The organism is Streptomyces sp. NPDC001536, from assembly GCF_042894505.1.
Classification (GTDB): domain Bacteria; phylum Actinomycetota; class Actinomycetes; order Streptomycetales; family Streptomycetaceae; genus Streptomyces.
This window is the reverse complement of record NZ_JBIAVQ010000014.1, coordinates 202,233-219,749: the sequence shown is the minus strand read 5'-3', so window position 1 is coordinate 219,749 and position 17,517 is coordinate 202,233. Positions and strand designations below refer to the sequence as shown.

Genomic DNA, 17,517 nt, shown 5'->3' with positions numbered 1-17,517 from the left:
ATGACCACCTTCCGTATGCCACCGGAGTGGGCCCCGCACGAGCGGACCTGGATGGCCTGGCCCGGCCCCAACGCGACCTTCACCGACGACGCGGAGCTGGCCGAGGCCCGGACCGCCTGGGCCTCGGTGGCCCGTGCGGTACGCCGCTTCGAACCGGTGACGATGGTCCACGGCGTGGGCCAGGGAGAGTCCGCGCGCGAACTGCTCGGCCCGGACATCGACTTGGTGGAGCGGGAACTCGACGACGCGTGGATGCGCGACATCGGCCCGACCTTTGTCACCGACGGCACTGAACTGGCCGCCGTGGACTGGGTGTTCAACGGCTGGGGCGCACAGGACTGGGCGAGCTGGGAGCACGACTCCAAGATCGCCGGCCATGTCGCGGATCTCGCCGGGGTGCCGGTACTGAGCAGCGCACTTGTCAACGAGGGCGGCGCGATCCACGTCGACGGCGAGGGCACCGTCCTGCTCACCGAGACGGTCCAGCTCGGCGCGGGGCGCAATCCCGGCTGGACGCGCGAGCGGGTCGAGGCGGAGATCCACGCCCGGCTCGGCACCAGCAAGGCGATCTGGCTCCCGCACGGCCTCGCCGGCGACTACGGCACCTACGGCACCCAGGGCCACGTCGACATCGTCGCGGCCTTCGCCGGGCCCGGCACCGTCGTCGTCCACAGTCAGCGGAACCCCGACCACCCCGACCACGCCCGCTCGCGGGAGTACGTCGAGATCCTGCGCGGCCAGAGCGACGCGAAGGGCCGTCGCCTGGAGGTCGTCGAGATCCCCGCGCCCACGGTCCTCAAGGACGAGGACGGGGAGTGGGTCGACTACTCCTACATCAACCACTACCTCTGCAACGGCGGAGTGGTGCTCTGCGCCTTCGACGACCCGAACGACGAGCTCGCGGCCGGCATCTTCCGCCGCCTCTTCCCCGACCGGACGGTGACCCTGGTGGACGCGCGGACGATCTTCGCGGGCGGGGGCGGCATCCACTGCATCACCCAGCAGCAGCCGCGGCCGACGGTCAGGTAGAACGTACGGGTGAACGTGCTGACGTGTGCCACCCGCGGAAACCGGCCGACGGAGACGCCGCCCCGCCTGGAGGACGAGGTGTGCGCGGTCGTGGCGACGCCGTTCTCCGAGTGCTGCGGCCCGTACGAGACGCACCTCCTGCCGGACACCGCCCCCATGGAGGGCCTCGTATGACCCCCGCCCGCCGCACCCCCGCCCCGCCCCGCGAGGACGTGCTCGCCGCCGCCATGGAGATGATCGCCGAACTCGGCCTGGAGAAGCTCACCATGGCGGCCCTCGGCCGCGAGGTCGGGATGAGCAGCGGTCACCTCCTGTACTACTTCCACTCCAAGGACGAGCTGCTGCTCCAGACCCTGGAGTGGAGCGAGGGCCGCCTCGGCGCCGAGCGCGGCCGCCTCCTCACCCGCACGGCCACCGCGCGCGAACGGCTCGATGCATACGTCGACCTGTACGTACCCGACGGCCACCGCGACCCCCACTGGACCCTCTGGCTGGAGGTCTGGACCCGCTCGCAGAACGCGGACGACGACGGCCGCGAACGCCAGGCCGCCATCGAGGGCGCATGGCACCGCGACCTGGTGGCCCTGCTGGCGGAGGGGGTGTCGAGGGGCGAGTTCCGCACGCTCGACCCGGACCGCTTCGCCGCCCGGCTGCGAGCCCTGCTGGACGGCTTCTCCATCCATGTGGCGATCGGGCTCCGGGGGACGGACCGTACACAAGTTCTCGGCCACGTAAGGGAGTTCCTGGACGAGAACCTCCTCGCGGACGCGTGACCCCGAGCCCGGGTTGTACGCAATAAGGCCGATTGACCCTGTGGCCCGTGGTGCGTTTGCCTCTTGGGGAGCCCTCGGCGCGGGGCCGGGGGAGAGCGTCCACGGGGAACACATGGGGGGAACATGTCCAGAGCCGTACGTGTGTCCAGCGTGTCCTTAGGTACAGCGCTGCTGCTCGCGCTCACCGGAACGACCGCCGGTGCCGAGCCGCACGCGCCAATGGTGAACAGGGTCAGCACCGCCGCCGACGGCAGCCAGGCCGACGGGGCGTCGACGGGCGCCGCCATCAGCGCCGACGGCCGCACGGTGGCGTTCACGTCCATCGCGCCGGGCTTCGGCTGCGCGCGCTTCGACAGGTGCCTGCTCGTGAAGGACCTGGACGACGGCGGGCTCACCAAGATCGCCCTCGGCAGCGGCTACGCCTACAGCACGCCCGCGCCGAGCGCCGACGGCAGCCGTATCGCCTTCTCCGCGGGCACCCGGTTCCTCGCGCCCTACCTGTACGACAGCGCCACCGGCCGTACGGAGAAGCTGTGGCCGCAAGACCCGCCCGGCTTCAACGAGTTGGGCCGCGCGCAGTCGATCAGCCCGGACGGCACGCACATCGCGTACACCATCGGCAACCGCGACGGCGACGCGAACTTCCGGCTGCTGTACGTCCGTGACACGGCCACCGGCACCGACGAACTGATCTCACCGGCCGAGGAGGGCGACAAGCGCGGAGCCTCGGTGAGCGGCGACGGCGAACGGGTCGCGTACTCGGTCCACGGGCAGGTGGAGGAGGACCCGGTCGACATCTTCGTCAAGGACCGGGCGACGGGCGAGCGGACCCAGGTCGACCAGGGCTTCGGCGCCGCCTCCCTGGTCCGTATCACCGCCGACGGGCGTCACGTCCTCTTCAATGCCGACAACGGTGTCCACAGCCGTGACCTTCGCACGGGCGCCGCGCGGCGCGTGGCCGAGGGGACCGCTTCCTCGGTCACCGCGGACGGCCGGTACGCCGTCGTCGCGGGCGAGGACGGGGTGCGGGTGCGCGATCTGCGGACGGGGCTGCGCGGGGCCGCCCTCACGCCGGACGCCCAGGGCGGGGACGACATGCTGGCCGCCGATGGGCGTGCGGTGGCGTTCAGTTCGCGGGCGTCCCACCTGGTGCCGGGCGACACCAACGGGGAGTCCGACGTGTTCGTCTTCTCGGGCCCGCTGAGAAAGAACCCGGCCCCGATGCCGTCCGTCACCGAGCGGATCAGCATGACGGGGGACGGACAGCAGCGGCCCGGGGCCTCGTACGACCCGGTGATGGGGGAGGGCAAGGTCGTCGCCTTCACCTCGGGCGACGACGTGTTCGTCAACGCGGCCGGCGGCCTCTCCCAGGTCGACTCCACCGCCCAGGGCCCCTCGCGCGAGGGCAGCCCCTGCTACAGCGGCCGCATGGTCGGCTATGTGGCCCCGTCCGAGACCGACGGCGGTCCGCAGGTCCATGTCCGCAACCGCTCGGTCGGCAAGCTCACCAGCATCGGCTCCTACCAGGGCGTCCGCTTCACCTGGATGGGACAGCCCCAGGTCGACCCGACCTGCGCATGGGTCACCTACGCCGCCACCCTGCCCGCCACCGACACCGACCCGTCGCCCGAACCCCGCGTCTACCGCTTCAAGTTCAACGGCGGCGACACCGACGTGGTCAGCGCGCCCACGGGCGAGCCGGCGGGCAACCCGTCCATCAACTACGACGGCCGGTACATGGCCTTCGAGCAGGGCGGCGAGGTCCACGTCCGCGACCTGGACACCGGCGCCCTGTCGACGGTCGGCGCGGGCTCGGCCCCGTCGATCGGCGCGGACGGCCGCAAGGTCGCCTTCCACCAGGGTGGCGAGGTACGCGTCCACGACCTCGACACCGGTACGACCACCCGGATCAGGGGCACCCAGCCCTCGCTCTCCGGGAACGGCACGCACGTGGCGTACGTCTCGCGCGGCGCCGTATACCTGCGGGAACTCGCCACCGGGAAACGGCAGTTGATCAGCGTCGACCGCTGGGGCGGCCGCAACGACCTCCCGGCCCGGCATCCTTCCGTCAACGCCGACGGCACGGTCGTCGCCTTCGAGTCGGCATCACCCGATCTGGTGGAAGGGGACACCAACGGAGTGTCGGACGTCTTCCTGCGGACAGTGCAATGACCAGCAGCAACCACAACGGGGGAACAACCATGAACAGCACCAAGCGGGCCCTGGCGCTCGCCGTCACCGTCGCCGCCGCCACGGCGACCCTGACCGGCCCGGCCGCGAGCGCCGCGCCCGGGGCCCCGCGCACCGAGAAGGCGAGTGTGGCCCCGGACGGCACCACCGGCAACGGGTCCTCCAACGGGCAGAGCATCAGCGCGAACGGCCGCTATGTGGCCTTCCGCTCCGCCGCCGACAACCTTGTCGCGGGTGACACCGACGGCACCGCCGACGCCTTCGTGCGCGACCTGAAGACCGGCACCACCCGCCTGGCGAGCACCGCCGGGGACGGCAACGTCGTGGACATCTCCCTGAGCGCGAACGGCCGGTATCTCGCGTACACCATCAACCCCACCTACAACACCGACGACAACCACATCTGGATCAAGGACCTGAAGACCGGCGCCGTCCAGCAGATCGACGACGCCATCGCCCCCGGCTACACGGCCGCCGCCGGCCCGGCGATCAGCGCCGACGGCCGCTATGTCGCCTTCGTCGCTCTGCGCACGAGCGGCGAGGGGACGCCGGGCGACAGCTCGAACCGGATCTACCGCGTCGACCGTGTCACCGGCGAGCGGGTCCGCATCAGCCAGGTGCCGGGCGAGGGCGCCTGGAAGTCCACCGCCACCCGCCCGTCGATCAGCGCGGACGGCAGCCGGGTCGGCTACCAGTTCTTCGTCCCGTACCCCAGCCGGGGCGACTGGAGCGACGCCTATGTCCGTGATGTGCCGAGCGGCGAGCTGTTCCAGGTCGACAAGGCGCCCGACGGCAAGGTGTCCGACGGGCAGACCGAGTTCCCGCAGGTCAGCGCGGACGGCCGGTACGCGGTCTTCAACTCGCTGGACTCGCAGCTGACCCCGGGCGACACCAACGGCGGCCACAACGTCTTCGTGCGCGACCTGAGGACGGGGTCGGTGACCCGGATCGACGGCGCCGACCCGGCCGCCTACACCGCCTACCCCCAGCTCAGCGCCGACAGCCGGCACCTCGTGTTCGGCTCGGCCGCCCCGGGCCCGGACGAGGCGCGCCAGGTGTACGTACGCGATCTGCGCACCGGACGCACGGTGCTCGTCAGTGTCGCGGCACAGGGAGGTCCGAGCGCCGACCCCGCGGAGTTCCCGGTGATCGACCGGCACGGCCGCACGGTCGCCTTCAGCAGCTGGGCCAACGACCTGGTGCCCGAGGACGCGGGGCAGAGCGACTTCACCACCGACGTCTACGTACGCCATCTGAAGTGATCGACCGCATCCTGAGACAGCCGTGAGCGAGGCGCGGGGGTTGTGCCAGACTGCCCCCGTGCTCTCGTTCGCCATGATTATTGGCAGCAGGCGCGCCGGTCCGCAGTGACCGCCACGTACGACCAGGTACGGGCGGACACCGTCGTCCTCGACCCGCGCGCAGACCTCTCGCACCCGCGAGAGGTTTTTCGCTTTTCTGGCCCACCCGTAACCAGAGGCGAGAGCGCGAGGGACTATGTGGGGACGGTGGAGCCGGTCATTCCGGTACAGACCGAGATCCAATCCTCAGGAGCCTTGAGACCATGACCGCAACCAGCGAGCTCGACGATCAGTTCCACGTCTTCGACACCACCCTGCGCGACGGCGCCCAGCGGGAGGGCATCAACCTCACCGTCGCGGACAAGCTGGCCATCGCGCGGCACCTGGACGACTTCGGCGTGGGCTTCATCGAGGGCGGCTGGCCCGGCGCCAACCCGCGGGACACCGAGTTCTTCGCCCGTGCCCAGCAGGAGATCGCGTTCAAGCACGCCCAGCTGGTCGCCTTCGGCGCGACCCGCCGGGCCGGCGCCAAGGCGGCGGAGGACCCACAGGTCAACGCGCTGCTGGCGTCCGGTGCCCCGGTGATCACCCTGGTCGCCAAGTCCCACGACCGCCATGTCGAACTCGCCCTGCGCACCACGCTGGACGAGAACCTGGAGATGGTCCGCGACACGGTCTCGTATCTGACGGCACAGGGCCGCCGGGTCTTCGTCGACTGCGAGCACTTCTTCGACGGCTACCGCGCCAACCCGGAGTACGCGAAGGCGGTCGTCCGGGCGGCCTCGGAAGCGGGCGCCTCGGTGGTCATCCTCTGTGACACCAATGGCGGCATGCTCCCCGCCCAGGTCCAGGCGGTCGTCTCCACGGTCCTCGCCGACACCGGCGCCCGGCTCGGCATCCACGCCCAGGACGACACGGGCTGTGCGGTCGCCAACACCCTGGCCGCGGTGGACGCGGGCGCGACCCATGTCCAGTGCACGGCGAACGGCTACGGCGAGCGGGTGGGCAACGCCAATCTGTTCCCGGTGGTCGCGGCCCTGGAACTGAAGTACGGCAAGAAGGTGCTGCCGGAGGGCAAGCTGCGCGAGATGACGAGGATCTCGCACGCGATCGCCGAGGTCGTCAACCTCACCCCCTCGACCCACCAGCCCTACGTGGGCGTCTCGGCCTTCGCCCACAAGGCCGGCCTGCACGCCTCCGCGATCAAGGTCGACCCGGACCTGTACCAGCACATCGACCCCGAGCAGGTCGGCAACACCATGCGCATGCTGGTCTCCGACATGGCGGGCCGCGCCTCGGTCGAGCTCAAGGGCAAGGAACTGGGCGTCGACCTCGGCGGCGACCGCGAGGTGGTCGGCCGGGTGGTCGAGCGGGTGAAGGAGCGCGAGCTCAAGGGCTACACGTACGAGGCGGCCGACGCCTCCTTCGAGCTGCTCCTGAGGGCCGAGGTCGAGGGCAAGCCCCTCAAGTACTTCCAGGTCGAGTCCTGGCGCGCGATCGTCGAGGACCGCCCCGACGGCAGCCACGCCAACGAGGCCACGGTGAAGCTCTTCGCCAAGGGCGAGCGCATCGTCGCCACCGCGGAGGGCAACGGCCCGGTCAACGCCCTGGACCGCGCCCTGCGCGTGGCCCTCGAAAAGATCTACCCCCAGCTCGCCAAGCTCGACCTCGTCGACTACAAGGTCCGCATCCTCGAAGGCGTCCACGGCACCCAGTCCACGACCCGCGTCCTCATCTCCACGTCCGACGGGGCGGGGGAGTGGTCGACGGTGGGCGTCGCGGAGAACGTGATCGCGGCGTCCTGGCAGGCCCTGGAGGACGCGTACACCTACGGTCTGCTGCGCGCCGGCGTGGAGCCCGCCGAGTAGCCGCCGTTCAGCAGGAGTCCTCGGCGAGCTCCTCGAACTCGCCGAGGCTCATGGCCCGGTCGTCGGCCCAGACCTGACCGGGCTCCAGCTTCTCGATGTTCTCGGCGGTGAACTCGACGATCCCGTTGTACGAGTCGCCGGTGACGTAGTGGCCGAACCGGAGGGTGTAGTGGCGGTTCGGCAGCAGCCGCTGGGCGCCCCTGTGCCGGGCGTCCCACTCGGCCGGCGGCGAGAACAGCGGGAAGTCGGCGTCTCCGTCGAGCTTCGTGCTCCGCACGGCCCACACCGCACGGTTCCGCCCGTCCCTGACCGCTCCTTCGAGCATCGGCTTGCGGTAACTGTCGTCCCCGCACGGCCGCAACAGGGCGTGCGGCACCCCGTCCGCGCCGACCCGCACCCCGGCGAGGGGCAGATCGACGGCAGCGCACCCGCTCAGCGACAGCACCCCCGCGGCGACGCCCACCACGGCGGCCACCCTCCCCTTCAGCACACGTCCCCCACGAGCTCCTCGAACTCCCCCCGACTCATCGCCCGCCCGTCGGCCCAGACCTCCCCGGGTCCCAGCCCGGCCAGCTCCTCCGTGGTGAACGAGACCACGACCCGGTACGGGAATCCGCCGCCGGTGGGGCCGGACTCCAGCCAGTAGCCGTACCCGGGGGTGAGCCGCTGCGCGCCCTGGGGTCGCACGCCCCAGGACCGGGGAGGCGCGAAGAGCGGGAACGTGACGTCCCCGATCCCGGCGTCCGACCGTGCCTGCCACGCGGTGCGGTGCGGGTCGTACGACACCGGCCGCTCGCCCGGGATGCCGTCCAGCGTCAGGCTGTCGACCCGGTCGTCCCCGCACGGCCGGACGGTCACCACGGGCTCCCCGTCCTCGCCCAGCGACACGGCGGCCAGGGAGAGCATCGCGGGACTGCACCCCCCGAGCAGCACTCCCCCCGCCAGCACACCCACCACCGCGAACCCCGTACGCCTCATGCCCCCCACCTCCGTACCGCTCACGACATCACGGGACGGGAAGCCGTACGACCACCGTTGTGCACCGGTCCCATTGCGGTCGTACAACATGCTTGATGGGGCCGTGAGTTGGGGCCGAATGGCTGACGTGATGCCTTGACGGGCCTGCGGGCCACCAGTTAACTCACGCCGTGAGGTAAGTCATGTGTGGACTAACGAGAGCCAAGGGGGAAGCTCCATGCGAAGAACCGCCCTGCTCGCCTCAGCCGCCCTGCTGACGACCCTGCTGCCGATGGTGTCCGCACAGGCCGCCGACGAACCCGCCCCGGTCCCCGTGGACCGCTTCGAGGGCGAGGTGCCCTTCGCGAACCCACCCGCGGGGGGCATCTTCACGTGGGGCAGTGACAACGACGACCCGCCTGCGCTCGCCCTCGAAGAACGCGACGACGCCCCCGAGGGCGCCCGCGTCCTGTCCGGCACGTACGACATCAGCGGCTACGGCGGCTTCACCCATGACTTCGCCTTCGCCGAGCCCGCCCACGACTGGTCCGCCCACAAGGGCGTCCGCTTCTGGTGGGACGGACAGAACAACGGCAAGAAGGTCGCCTTCGAGCTCAAGGACGGCGGCGCCGACGGCGAGGCCTCCGAGCTGTGGACGACGTCCTTCACCGACGACTTCAGCGGCTGGAAACAGATCGAGATCCCCTTCACCGACTTCGCCTACCGCACCGACTACCAGCCCGTCGGCGGCATCGACCACATCCTCGGCCTCACCGAGACCTGGGGCTACGCCGTCACCCTCCCCGTCGGCGTCCAGGGCCGGTTCGCCATGGACGGCGTCGAGTTGTACGGCAGGGCCGACCAGTCGCTGCGCGCCTCGGTCCTCACCGACGCCGCCGTGTACCCGACGGACGAGGGCGGTACGGCGACCGTGAAGATCTCCGTCGCCACCACCGGCTCCGCCCCGATCGACGAGCCCGTCACCGTCGCCTACGAGACGGCCACGACCGGCACCGCCGAACCCGGCAAGGACTACACCCCGGTCAGCGGAACCCTCACCTTCCCGGCGGGCACCGCCTCCGGAGCCACGCGGACCGTCCGGGTCCCGACGCTGAAGGACAAGTCGGCCGAGGCCGCCGAGACCGTCCCCCTCGCCCTCACCGTCACCGGCGCCAAGCCCCCGGCCGAGACCCCGCAGATCGTCGTCGACGCGCACGGACTGCCGTATCTCAACGCCAAGTTGCCCGTGAAGCAGCGCGTCGCCGATCTCCTCTCCCGTATGTCGCTCGCGGAGAAGGCCGGCCAGATGACCCAGGCCGAGCGCGGAGCCGTGGGGACCGGCGCGGACATCGCCACGTACGACCTCGGCTCGCTGCTGTCCGGCGGCGGCTCCACGCCGACGCCCAACACCCCAGAGGCCTGGGCGAAGATGATCGACTCCTTCCAACTCCGGGCCCAGGCAACCCGCTTCCAGATCCCGCTCGTCTACGGCGTCGACGCCGTCCACGGCCACAACAACCTGGTCGGCGCCACCGTCATGCCCCACAACATCGGCCTCGGCGCCACCAGGAACCCCCAACTCGCCCAGCAGACCGGCGCGGTGACCGCCGCCGAGGTCCGCGCCACCGGCATCCCCTGGGACTTCGCCCCCTGCCTCTGCGTCACCCGCGACGAACGCTGGGGCCGCTCCTACGAGTCCTTCGGCGAGGACCCGGCCCTCGTCGACTCCCTGGAGACGGTCATCCAGGGCCTCCAAGGGGCGCGCAACGGCAAGGACTTGAGCCGCGGTGACAAGGTCCTCGCCACCGCCAAGCACTTCGTCGGCGACGGCGGCACCGAGTACGGCTCCTCCACCACCGGCACCTACACCATCGACCAGGGCGTCACCAAGGTCACCCGGCAGCAGCTGGAGGCCGTCCACCTTGCCCCGTACCGGACCGCCGTCGACCGCGGGGTCGGCACCGTCATGCCCTCGTACTCCTCGCTCGACGTCCTCGGCGACGGCCAGGGCCCGGTCAAGATGCACGCCCGCGCCGACATGATCAACGGTGTCCTGAAGGGCCGTATGGACTTCGACGGCTTCGTGATCAGCGACTGGGACGGCATCGACCAGATCCCCGGCGACCGCGCCTCCGACGTCCGCACCTCGGTCAACGCCGGCGTCGACATGGTCATGGTCCCGTACGCCTTCAGGGAGTTCCGTACGACGCTCGTGGAGGAGGCACAGGCCGGACGCGTCAGTGAGCGGCGCATCGACGACGCCGTCTCCCGCATCCTCACGCAGAAGTTCCGTCTCGGCCTCTTCGAGAAGCCGTACGCCGACACCGGCGGCGCCTCGAAGATCGGTTCCGCCGAACACCGGGCCGTCGCCCGCCGGGCCGCCGCCGAGTCGCAGGTGCTGCTGAAGAACGCCGACGGCGTGCTGCCGCTGAAGAAGTCCCAGAAGGTGTACGTCGCCGGCTCCAACGCCGATGACATCGGCAACCAGAGCGGCGGCTGGACCATCACCTGGCAGGGCGCGTCCGGCGACATCACCCCCGGCACGACGATCCTGGAGGCCATGCGGAAGAACTCCGCGGAACTGACGTACTCCAAGGACGCCTCCGCCCCCACGACCGGCCACGACATCGGGGTGGTCGTCGTCGGCGAGACCCCGTACGCCGAGGGCGTCGGAGACGTCGGCAACGGCCATGACCTGGCGCTGAGCCCCGCCGACCAGGCCGCAGTCGACACGGTCTGCGCGGCCATGAAGTGCGCGGTGCTGATCGTCTCCGGCCGCCCCCAGCTCATCGGCGACCGGCTGGGCGAGATCGACGCGCTGGTCGCCTCCTGGCTGCCGGGCAGCGAGGGCGACGGCGTGGCCGACGTGCTGTACGGAAAGCGGCTCTTCACCGGGCAGCTTCCCGTCACCTGGCCGAAGTCGCAGGCCCAGCTGCCGATCAACGTCGGCGACACGTCGTACGACCCGCAGTTCCCGTACGGCTGGGGCCTCACGACGCTGACCAAGGTGCCGGAGGGCGGCGCGACGACGCTGAAGGCGCTCGGTGCCGCGGCGGCGGTGGCCGAGAAGGCCGGGTCCGAGGAGGTGGGCCGTGCGCTCGTGACCAAGGCGCGGCTGATCGTCCAGCAGAAGAAGATCACGGCCGCCTCGGCGAAGCCCTTCGCGGACGCGGACCACCTGCTGCTCACCGGGCGGTACGCGGCGGCGGTGGCGAAGCTGACGGAGGCCTATGAAGCGGCGACCGGCTGAGGCTGTTTTGGGAGGCTTCGGGTAGCTTCGAAGTATGAAGTCCGTCCTACGGACCCGAAGCCTCCCAGGGCTGCTGGCGGCCCTGGTGCTCGCGGCCCTGACCGTACTGTGGGCGGTCCCCGCGCCCGCCTCCGCCGCCACGAGCGTCTCCAGGATCGCGGAGGCGCTCCGCGAGAGTCCGGTGTACGTCGACCCGGCGGCCTCCGCGCAGCTGTCCTCCGGGGACGCCGCCGCGCTCGCCGAGCAGATCGAGGACGCGGACAAGGCCCTGTTCGTGGCGGTTCTGCCCGCGGACCAGCCGACCGAGAACCTCCTGCGGAACCTGCGTACCGCGACCGGGGTGACGGGCCTGTACGCGGTGCGGGTCGGTGACCGTTTCGACGCGGGCGCGGACTCCTCGGTCCTGCCACGGACCGCCGTACGCAACCTCGTCGCGAGCGTCGAGGGCGAGAGCGACACGAAGACCCAGCTCGACGACTTCACGGACCAGGCGCTGGCCAACATGGGCGGCTCGGCGCCCGCGAGCTGGGGCTCGTCCTCCGACGGCGGAGGTGTCCCGGCGGGTGCGCTGGTGACGGTCGGTGCCGTGCTGGCGGCCGGCGGCGTGGGCACGTACGCGCTGGTCCGCCGCAACCGTCGCCGGCACGCGGAGGAGCAGCGGGCCGCCCTGGAGAAGCTGCGGGTCGTGGTGGACGAGGACATCACCGCCTTCGGCGAGGAACTGGACCGCCTGGACTTCCACCCCGCCGAACCGGGCGCGGACGACGCCATGCGCGAGGACTACGAGCACGCGCTCGACGCCTACGAGAAGGCGAAGTCGTTCATGGCGGCCGCGCAGCACCCGGAGGAGGTCCGCGCGGTGACCCAGGCCCTGGAGGACGGCCGCTTCTCCCTGGCCCTCCTGGCCGCCCGCAGGGAGAGCAGGCCCCTCCCGGCCCGCCGCCCACCCTGCTTCTTCGACCCTCGCCACGGCCCGTCGACCACGGACGCGACCTGGACCCCGCCCAGCGGTGCCCCGCGCGAGGTCCCGGTCTGCGCGGCCGACGCGACCCGCCTCGCCGACGGCCGCGACCCGGTGATGCGCGAGGTCGACACCGACCGAGGCCGCCGCCCCTACTGGGACGCGGGCCCCGCCTACGGCCCCTGGGCCGGCGGCTACTTCGGCACCGGCATCCTCCCCGGCCTCCTCCTCGGCACCATGCTCGGCACCATGATGGCCACCCCCGCCTACGCCGCCGACTACGGCTCCGGCTACGGCGACTTCGGCGGCGGCTACGAGGGCGGCGACGTCTCGGGCGCGGACTTCAACTCGGACGACTTCTCGGGCGGCTTCGGGGGCGGGGACTACGGAGGCGGCGGCGATTTCGGCGGGGGAGGCTTCTGAACGCGGATTCGGGCCTGGGTGTGGAAACGGACACGGGCCCGGCGCAACACACGCCGGGCCCGCGGAAGTTCGTAGAGGACAACCCGCGTCAGAGAGAGGCCGCAGCCGACGCGATCGCCGAGGCGAAGGTGGACACCTCGCTGTACACACCGGGCGCGTTCGGCCGGGCACACCCGATGCCCCAGCTCACGATGCCGACCTGGATCCACGCGTTGCTCGCGTCCCGCCGGAACATCGGCCCACCGGAGTCACCCTGACAGGTGTCGACCCCGCCCGCCGCGTACCCGGCACAGATCTCGTCGCTCGCGACGAGCCCGCTGTACCCGCTGTACGACCGGCACGTGGCGTCACTCACGAACGGCACGGTGGCCTTGAGCAGATACCGCTGCTGGGCCCCGCCCTCGCTGGCCGAACCCCACCCGGCGACGGTGAACGTCCCGGTGTTGTACTGCGTGGTCGTGGCGATCTTCAGCGTCGGCAGATTGATCGGCTGCGCGAGCTTGATGAGCGCCCAGTCCTTGCCGTTGCCGTTGTAGCCGGGAGCCCGGTACACATACGTCGACCGCACCTGAACCCGCCCGGTGGTGGACTGGAGGTCGACCACACCGGCCGTCGCCGTGATGCTGGTGTTCGCCCCGGTCCCGTTCACACAGTGCGCGGCGGTCAGCACGATCTGCTGGGTGTACAGCGCCCCGCCGCAGCCCATGGACAGCCGCACCATGAACGGGAACTCACCCTGCGCCGCCCGGGTCCCGCCGACGACGGGCGCGGGAGCGGCCTGTGCGGCCGAGACGGGCTGAAGACTGACGATCGCGAGAGCGGCGGCACCGAATGCCACGGATCTCTTGAGGGCCGTGAGGAGTCTCTTCAACGTTCTGCCTTCCCGTGGGGGGTGGAAGTACTCAGTCGCAGAAATGTCGTGCGCATGCCAAAAAGGACAGCAAAGAGACACCCATCCACTGGCATGGGCAGGTCAAATCTGTTGCTGGATTATGAGAACGCTGTGACAGGCCGCACAAGGGGTGGGATTCGGCCAGCCCGACCCCGCGCCGATTAGGACAGGAACTGGCCTAATGGGCGCGTACGGTCGCCCCATGTCGGAAACCTTCGCCTCCGCCGCCGCCCTCGACACCTGGCTCACCACCCACCCGTCCCCCCACCCCGGCCTCTGGGTGAAGGTCGCCAAGAAGGGCTCGGGCATCCCGTCCGTCACCGCCGCCGAGGTCAATGACGTGGCCCTCTGTCATGGCTGGATCACCGGTCAGCGCAAGGGATGCGACGCCTCGCACTTCCTCCAGAGGATCACCCCGCGCCGCCCCGGCAGCCTGTGGTCCATGGTCAACGTCCGGCGGGTCGAGGAACTGATCGCCGACGGCAGGATGCGGGACGCCGGCCTCGCGGAGATCGACGCGGCGAAGGCGGACGGACGGTGGGCGGCGGCGTATCTCTCCCAGAAGGAGGCCGGCGTGCCGGACGACCTGGCCGCCGCGCTGGAGCGCAGCCCACGGGCCGGCGCGGCCTTCGAGGCGCTCGGGAAGACGGACCGGTACCAGGTCATGCTCGGTGTGCTGCGGGCCCTCACCCCGGAGAGCCGGGCGGCTCACGTCGCCTCGGCCGTGGCCAGGTTGGAGGAGTCGGCGCGCCGCGACGGCTGAGAACGCCGAGCGCCCGCCCTCAAGGACACGAGGGCGGGCATGCTCACGAAAGACGCGTCACGCGTTCTTGATCGCCGAGATGTCGAAGTTCAGCTTGATCTTGTCGGAGACCAGCACGCCACCCGTCTCCAGCGCCGCGTTCCAGGTCAGGCCCCACTCGGAGCGCAGGATCGTCGCCTTGCCCTCGAAGCCGACGCGCTCGTTGCCGAAGGGGTCCTTCGCGGCGCCGTTGAACTCGAGGTCGATGGTGAGCGGCTTGGTGGTGCCGAGGATGGTGAGGTCACCGGTGATGCGGTAGTCCTCGTCGCCGAGCGCCTCCGCCTTGGTGGAGCGGAAGGTCATCGTCGGGAACTCGTCCGTCTTGAAGAAGTCCGCGCTCTTGAGGTGCCCGTCACGGTCGGCGGAGCCGGTGTCGATGCTGTCCATCTTCACGTCGATGGACGCCGTGGAGGCGGCCGGGTCGCCGCCGTCCAGGTGCAGCGAGCCGCTGAAGTCGACGAACTTCCCCTTCACGTTGGTCACCATGGCGTGGCGGACGGTGAAGCCGATCGTCGAGTGGGCCGTGTCGATCGTGTAGTCGCCGGTCAGGGCGGTCAGGTCGGTGTTCGCCATGGTGTACTCCTTGGAAGTGAGGAAGTTGAACGTTGAATTACCTAACAGGAACGACCGTAGACCTATTCCGTACAAGTTTCAACATCATCCGCAAAGTGTTGGCGTGATTACGCTGAGGTGGTAGATGCCCAGGGTATGAACCCGCACCCCGGAGGTCACTTCCGACTCGCCCGCCGGACCGTCTTACTCGCGGCGGCGCTCCTCGCCACGGCCGCCCCCGGCGCCCGCGCCGCCGCCCCCGACCCCCACGCCGCCCTCCGCCTGCGCTGGCTCGACCTCGCCCTCGGCACCGGCTACGACCCGGCCGCCGAGCCGTACGCCACCCGCCTCGCCGAGACCGGCACCCTCGCCCGCGGCTTCCACGCGACCATGACCCCCACCGCGACCTCCCTGTGGCCCGGCCACGCCTACGACCCGCCGTCCGGCATCACCCAGAGCTACAGCCGGCTGTGGACCATGACCCAGGCCTACGTCCAGCAGGGCACCGGCTCCACCGGCGACGGGTCCCTCCTCGCGGCCGTCCTGCGCGGCCTGGACCACCTCTCCGCCACGGTCTACCACCCCTCCACCACCCGCTACGGCAACTGGTGGGAATGGCAGATCGGCAGCCCCCGTCTGCTCATGGACCTCACGGCCGCCCTGTACGACCACCTCTCCGACGCCCAGCGGGAAGCCGCCTGCGCCGCCGTCGACCACTTCCTGCCCGACGCGCTGCTGGCCGACTACTCCGGTACCTCCACCGGCGCCAACCGCGTGGACCTGTGCCGCTCCGTCGCCCTGCGCGGCATCCTCGGCCGGGCACCCGCCAAGATCGCCCTCGCCCGCGACGCGCTCTCACCGGTCTTCCCGTACGTCACCCGGGGCGACGGCCTCTACGCCGACGGCTCGTTCGTCCAGCACACCCGGGTCCCTTACTCGGGCACCTACGGCCAGGTCCTCCTCGACGGCCTCGGTCGTCTCTTCGCCCTGCTGGCCGGCTCCGAGTGGGCCGTGACCGACCCGAACCGACAGATCGTCCTCGACGCCGTCGAGCACGCCTACGCGCCCCTGATCCACGACGGTCTGATGATGGACAGCGTCAACGGCCGTGCCATCAGCCGGGGTTACCTCAAGAGCGACGAGCGGCACGTGCTGCGCGGCGACCACTTCCACGGCCAGGGCGTCATCGCCGCGATGGCCCTTCTCGCGGGCGGGGCGAGCGAGGCGGAGCGGGAGCGCTGGTACGGCCGTATCAAGGGATGGATCGAACGGGACACCGCCTCCCCGATCCTGACGGCGCGTCAGTTCGGCGTGGCCGACCTCGCCCGGCTGCACGCGGTCGCCGAGTCAGCCGTCCCGGCCGCCCCCGACCCCGTCGGCCACCGGCTCTTCGCGGCGATGGACCGGGCCGTCCACCGACGCCCCGGCTTCGTCGCGAACATCGCCATGGCGAGCGACCGCATCGCGTACTACGAGTGCGGCAACGGCGAGAACCCGCGCGGCTGGCACACGGGCGCCGGAATGCTCTCCTGGTGGGCCGGCGGCCGGGCCGACCGGGCCGACCAGTACACAGACTGGTACTGGCCCACCGTCGACTGGTACCGCCTCCCGGGCACGACCGTCTCCACCCTCCGCCTTCCCGACCGGGCCGGCGGGGAGTGGGGCGAGCCCAGGCCCGACGCGCGCTGGGTCGGCGGTGTCACCGACGGCGAGTACGCGGCGATCGGACAGCATCTGAAGGGCCTCGGCTCGACGCTGGAAGCGCGTAAGTCGTGGTTCTGTGTCGCCGACGTGGTGATCTGCCTGGGCGCCGGCATCACCTGCGCCGACGGCGTCCCGGTCGAGACCGTCGTCGACAACCGCAACCTGGGGGAGGGCGGCACCTCGGCCTTCGTGCAGGGCCGCGGCTGGGCCCATCTGGAGGGCCACGGCGGCTGGGTGGTGCCGTACGGCGAACTGCGCACCCTCCGCGAGGACCGCACCGGCGCCTGGTCGGACATCAACGCGGCCAGTACGACGGAGCGGGCCACCCGCCGCTGGCAGACCCTCTGGCTGGACCACGGCACGGACCCGACGGACGCGTCGTACGTCTACGTCCTGATGCCGGGTGCGTCCCGCCACGAGGTCGCGGCCCGCGCCGCCGACCCCCACTGGCTGAAGGTCCTCGCCAACGACGCCACCCGCCAGGCGGTCCACGTCCCCTCCCTGGGCCTGACGGCCGCCACCTTCTGGCAGGCCGCCACGGCGGGCCCGCTCACCGCCTCCGCGGGCGCGAGCGTGCTGGTCCGCCGCCGGGGCCGCACCGCTACCCTCTGCGTGAGCGAGCCACCCCGGACGGGGGAGCCGGTGGAGATCATCTGGGACCATCCGGTCCGTGCCGTGATCCGGGCCGACGACACGGTCGAGATCCTCGCCGCGGGCCGCCGTCTGCGCCTGAGAATCACCCCGGGGATGGCATGCGCCCCACAGGAATGTGAGGTGACTCTCAGGTGATGGCTTTGTGTGATCTCTACAAGCGG

At 71.1% G+C, this 17,517-nt stretch carries 14 protein-coding genes; 10 read left to right on the top strand and 4 right to left on the bottom strand.

Features of this window, described 5'->3' with window-relative positions; all coding sequences use genetic code 11:
• From ACFY0U_RS33495 to cimA, 6 genes are all read left to right on the top strand, one after another.
• Positions 1–1,029: an agmatine/peptidylarginine deiminase gene (locus tag ACFY0U_RS33495; RefSeq protein ID WP_388642191.1), complete on the top strand. Its 1,029-nt coding sequence runs from the start codon at positions 1–3 to the stop codon at positions 1,027–1,029.
• 9 nt (positions 1,030–1,038) lie between these two features.
• On the top strand, positions 1,039–1,203 hold the full coding sequence (locus tag ACFY0U_RS33490; RefSeq protein ID WP_388642189.1) for a hypothetical protein: 165 nt from the start codon (positions 1,039–1,041) through the stop codon (positions 1,201–1,203).
• Positions 1,200–1,802 carry a TetR/AcrR family transcriptional regulator gene (locus ACFY0U_RS33485; RefSeq protein ID WP_388642188.1) on the top strand — a complete coding sequence of 201 codons (603 nt, stop codon included), beginning with the start codon at positions 1,200–1,202 and terminating at the stop codon, positions 1,800–1,802. The genes ACFY0U_RS33490 and ACFY0U_RS33485 overlap by 4 nt, the downstream gene beginning before the upstream one ends.
• 150 nt (positions 1,803–1,952) lie before the next feature.
• Positions 1,953–3,974 carry a hypothetical protein gene (locus ACFY0U_RS33480; RefSeq protein ID WP_388642186.1) on the top strand — a complete coding sequence of 674 codons (2,022 nt, stop codon included), beginning with the start codon at positions 1,953–1,955 and terminating at the stop codon, positions 3,972–3,974.
• Between the two features lie 29 nt (positions 3,975–4,003).
• A complete protein-coding gene (locus ACFY0U_RS33475) occupies positions 4,004–5,254 on the top strand; it encodes a TolB family protein (protein ID WP_388642185.1) in 1,251 nt (416 codons plus the stop codon).
• A gap of 302 nt (positions 5,255–5,556) precedes the next feature.
• Complete coding sequence (gene cimA, locus ACFY0U_RS33470) at positions 5,557–7,161, top strand: citramalate synthase (protein ID WP_388642184.1); 1,605 nt, start codon at positions 5,557–5,559, stop codon at positions 7,159–7,161.
• 7 nt (positions 7,162–7,168) lie between these two features.
• Here the strand turns inward: cimA and ACFY0U_RS33465 are convergent, their stop codons facing one another.
• Both ACFY0U_RS33465 and ACFY0U_RS33460 read right to left on the bottom strand, forming a co-directional pair.
• Entirely contained in the window at positions 7,169–7,651 is a 483-nt protein-coding gene (locus tag ACFY0U_RS33465) for a hypothetical protein (RefSeq protein ID WP_388642182.1), read from the bottom strand.
• The gene (locus tag ACFY0U_RS33460) at positions 7,645–8,139 is read right to left on the bottom strand and encodes a hypothetical protein (protein WP_388642180.1); all 495 of its coding nucleotides are present in this window, start codon (positions 8,137–8,139) and stop codon (positions 7,645–7,647) included. The genes ACFY0U_RS33465 and ACFY0U_RS33460 overlap by 7 nt, the downstream gene beginning before the upstream one ends.
• Before the next feature lie 217 nt (positions 8,140–8,356).
• Between ACFY0U_RS33460 and ACFY0U_RS33455 the strand changes: the two genes are divergently transcribed.
• On the top strand, positions 8,357–11,368 hold the full coding sequence (locus ACFY0U_RS33455) for a glycoside hydrolase family 3 N-terminal domain-containing protein (RefSeq protein WP_388642178.1): 3,012 nt from the start codon (positions 8,357–8,359) through the stop codon (positions 11,366–11,368).
• Positions 11,369–11,402: 34 nt separating this feature from the next.
• The gene (locus tag ACFY0U_RS33450; RefSeq protein ID WP_388642176.1) at positions 11,403–12,752 is read left to right on the top strand and encodes a hypothetical protein; all 1,350 of its coding nucleotides are present in this window, start codon (positions 11,403–11,405) and stop codon (positions 12,750–12,752) included.
• 88 nt (positions 12,753–12,840) lie between these two features.
• Here ACFY0U_RS33450 and ACFY0U_RS33445 read toward each other — a convergent pair whose 3' ends face one another.
• Entirely contained in the window at positions 12,841–13,623 is a 783-nt protein-coding gene (locus ACFY0U_RS33445; RefSeq protein ID WP_388642175.1) for a serine protease, read from the bottom strand.
• A gap of 202 nt (positions 13,624–13,825) precedes the next feature.
• Between ACFY0U_RS33445 and ACFY0U_RS33440 the strand changes: the two genes are divergently transcribed.
• Positions 13,826–14,407 carry a YdeI family protein gene (locus ACFY0U_RS33440; RefSeq protein ID WP_388642173.1) on the top strand — a complete coding sequence of 194 codons (582 nt, stop codon included), beginning with the start codon at positions 13,826–13,828 and terminating at the stop codon, positions 14,405–14,407.
• A gap of 57 nt (positions 14,408–14,464) precedes the next feature.
• Here the strand turns inward: ACFY0U_RS33440 and ACFY0U_RS33435 are convergent, their stop codons facing one another.
• On the bottom strand, positions 14,465–15,019 hold the full coding sequence (locus ACFY0U_RS33435) for a YceI family protein (protein WP_388642171.1): 555 nt from the start codon (positions 15,017–15,019) through the stop codon (positions 14,465–14,467).
• 135 nt (positions 15,020–15,154) lie between these two features.
• On the opposite strand from ACFY0U_RS33435, the gene ACFY0U_RS33430 reads away from it, so the two are divergent.
• Positions 15,155–17,491 carry a polysaccharide lyase 8 family protein gene (locus ACFY0U_RS33430; protein WP_388642169.1) on the top strand — a complete coding sequence of 779 codons (2,337 nt, stop codon included), beginning with the start codon at positions 15,155–15,157 and terminating at the stop codon, positions 17,489–17,491.
• The last annotated feature ends 26 nt before the right edge of the window (positions 17,492–17,517 follow it).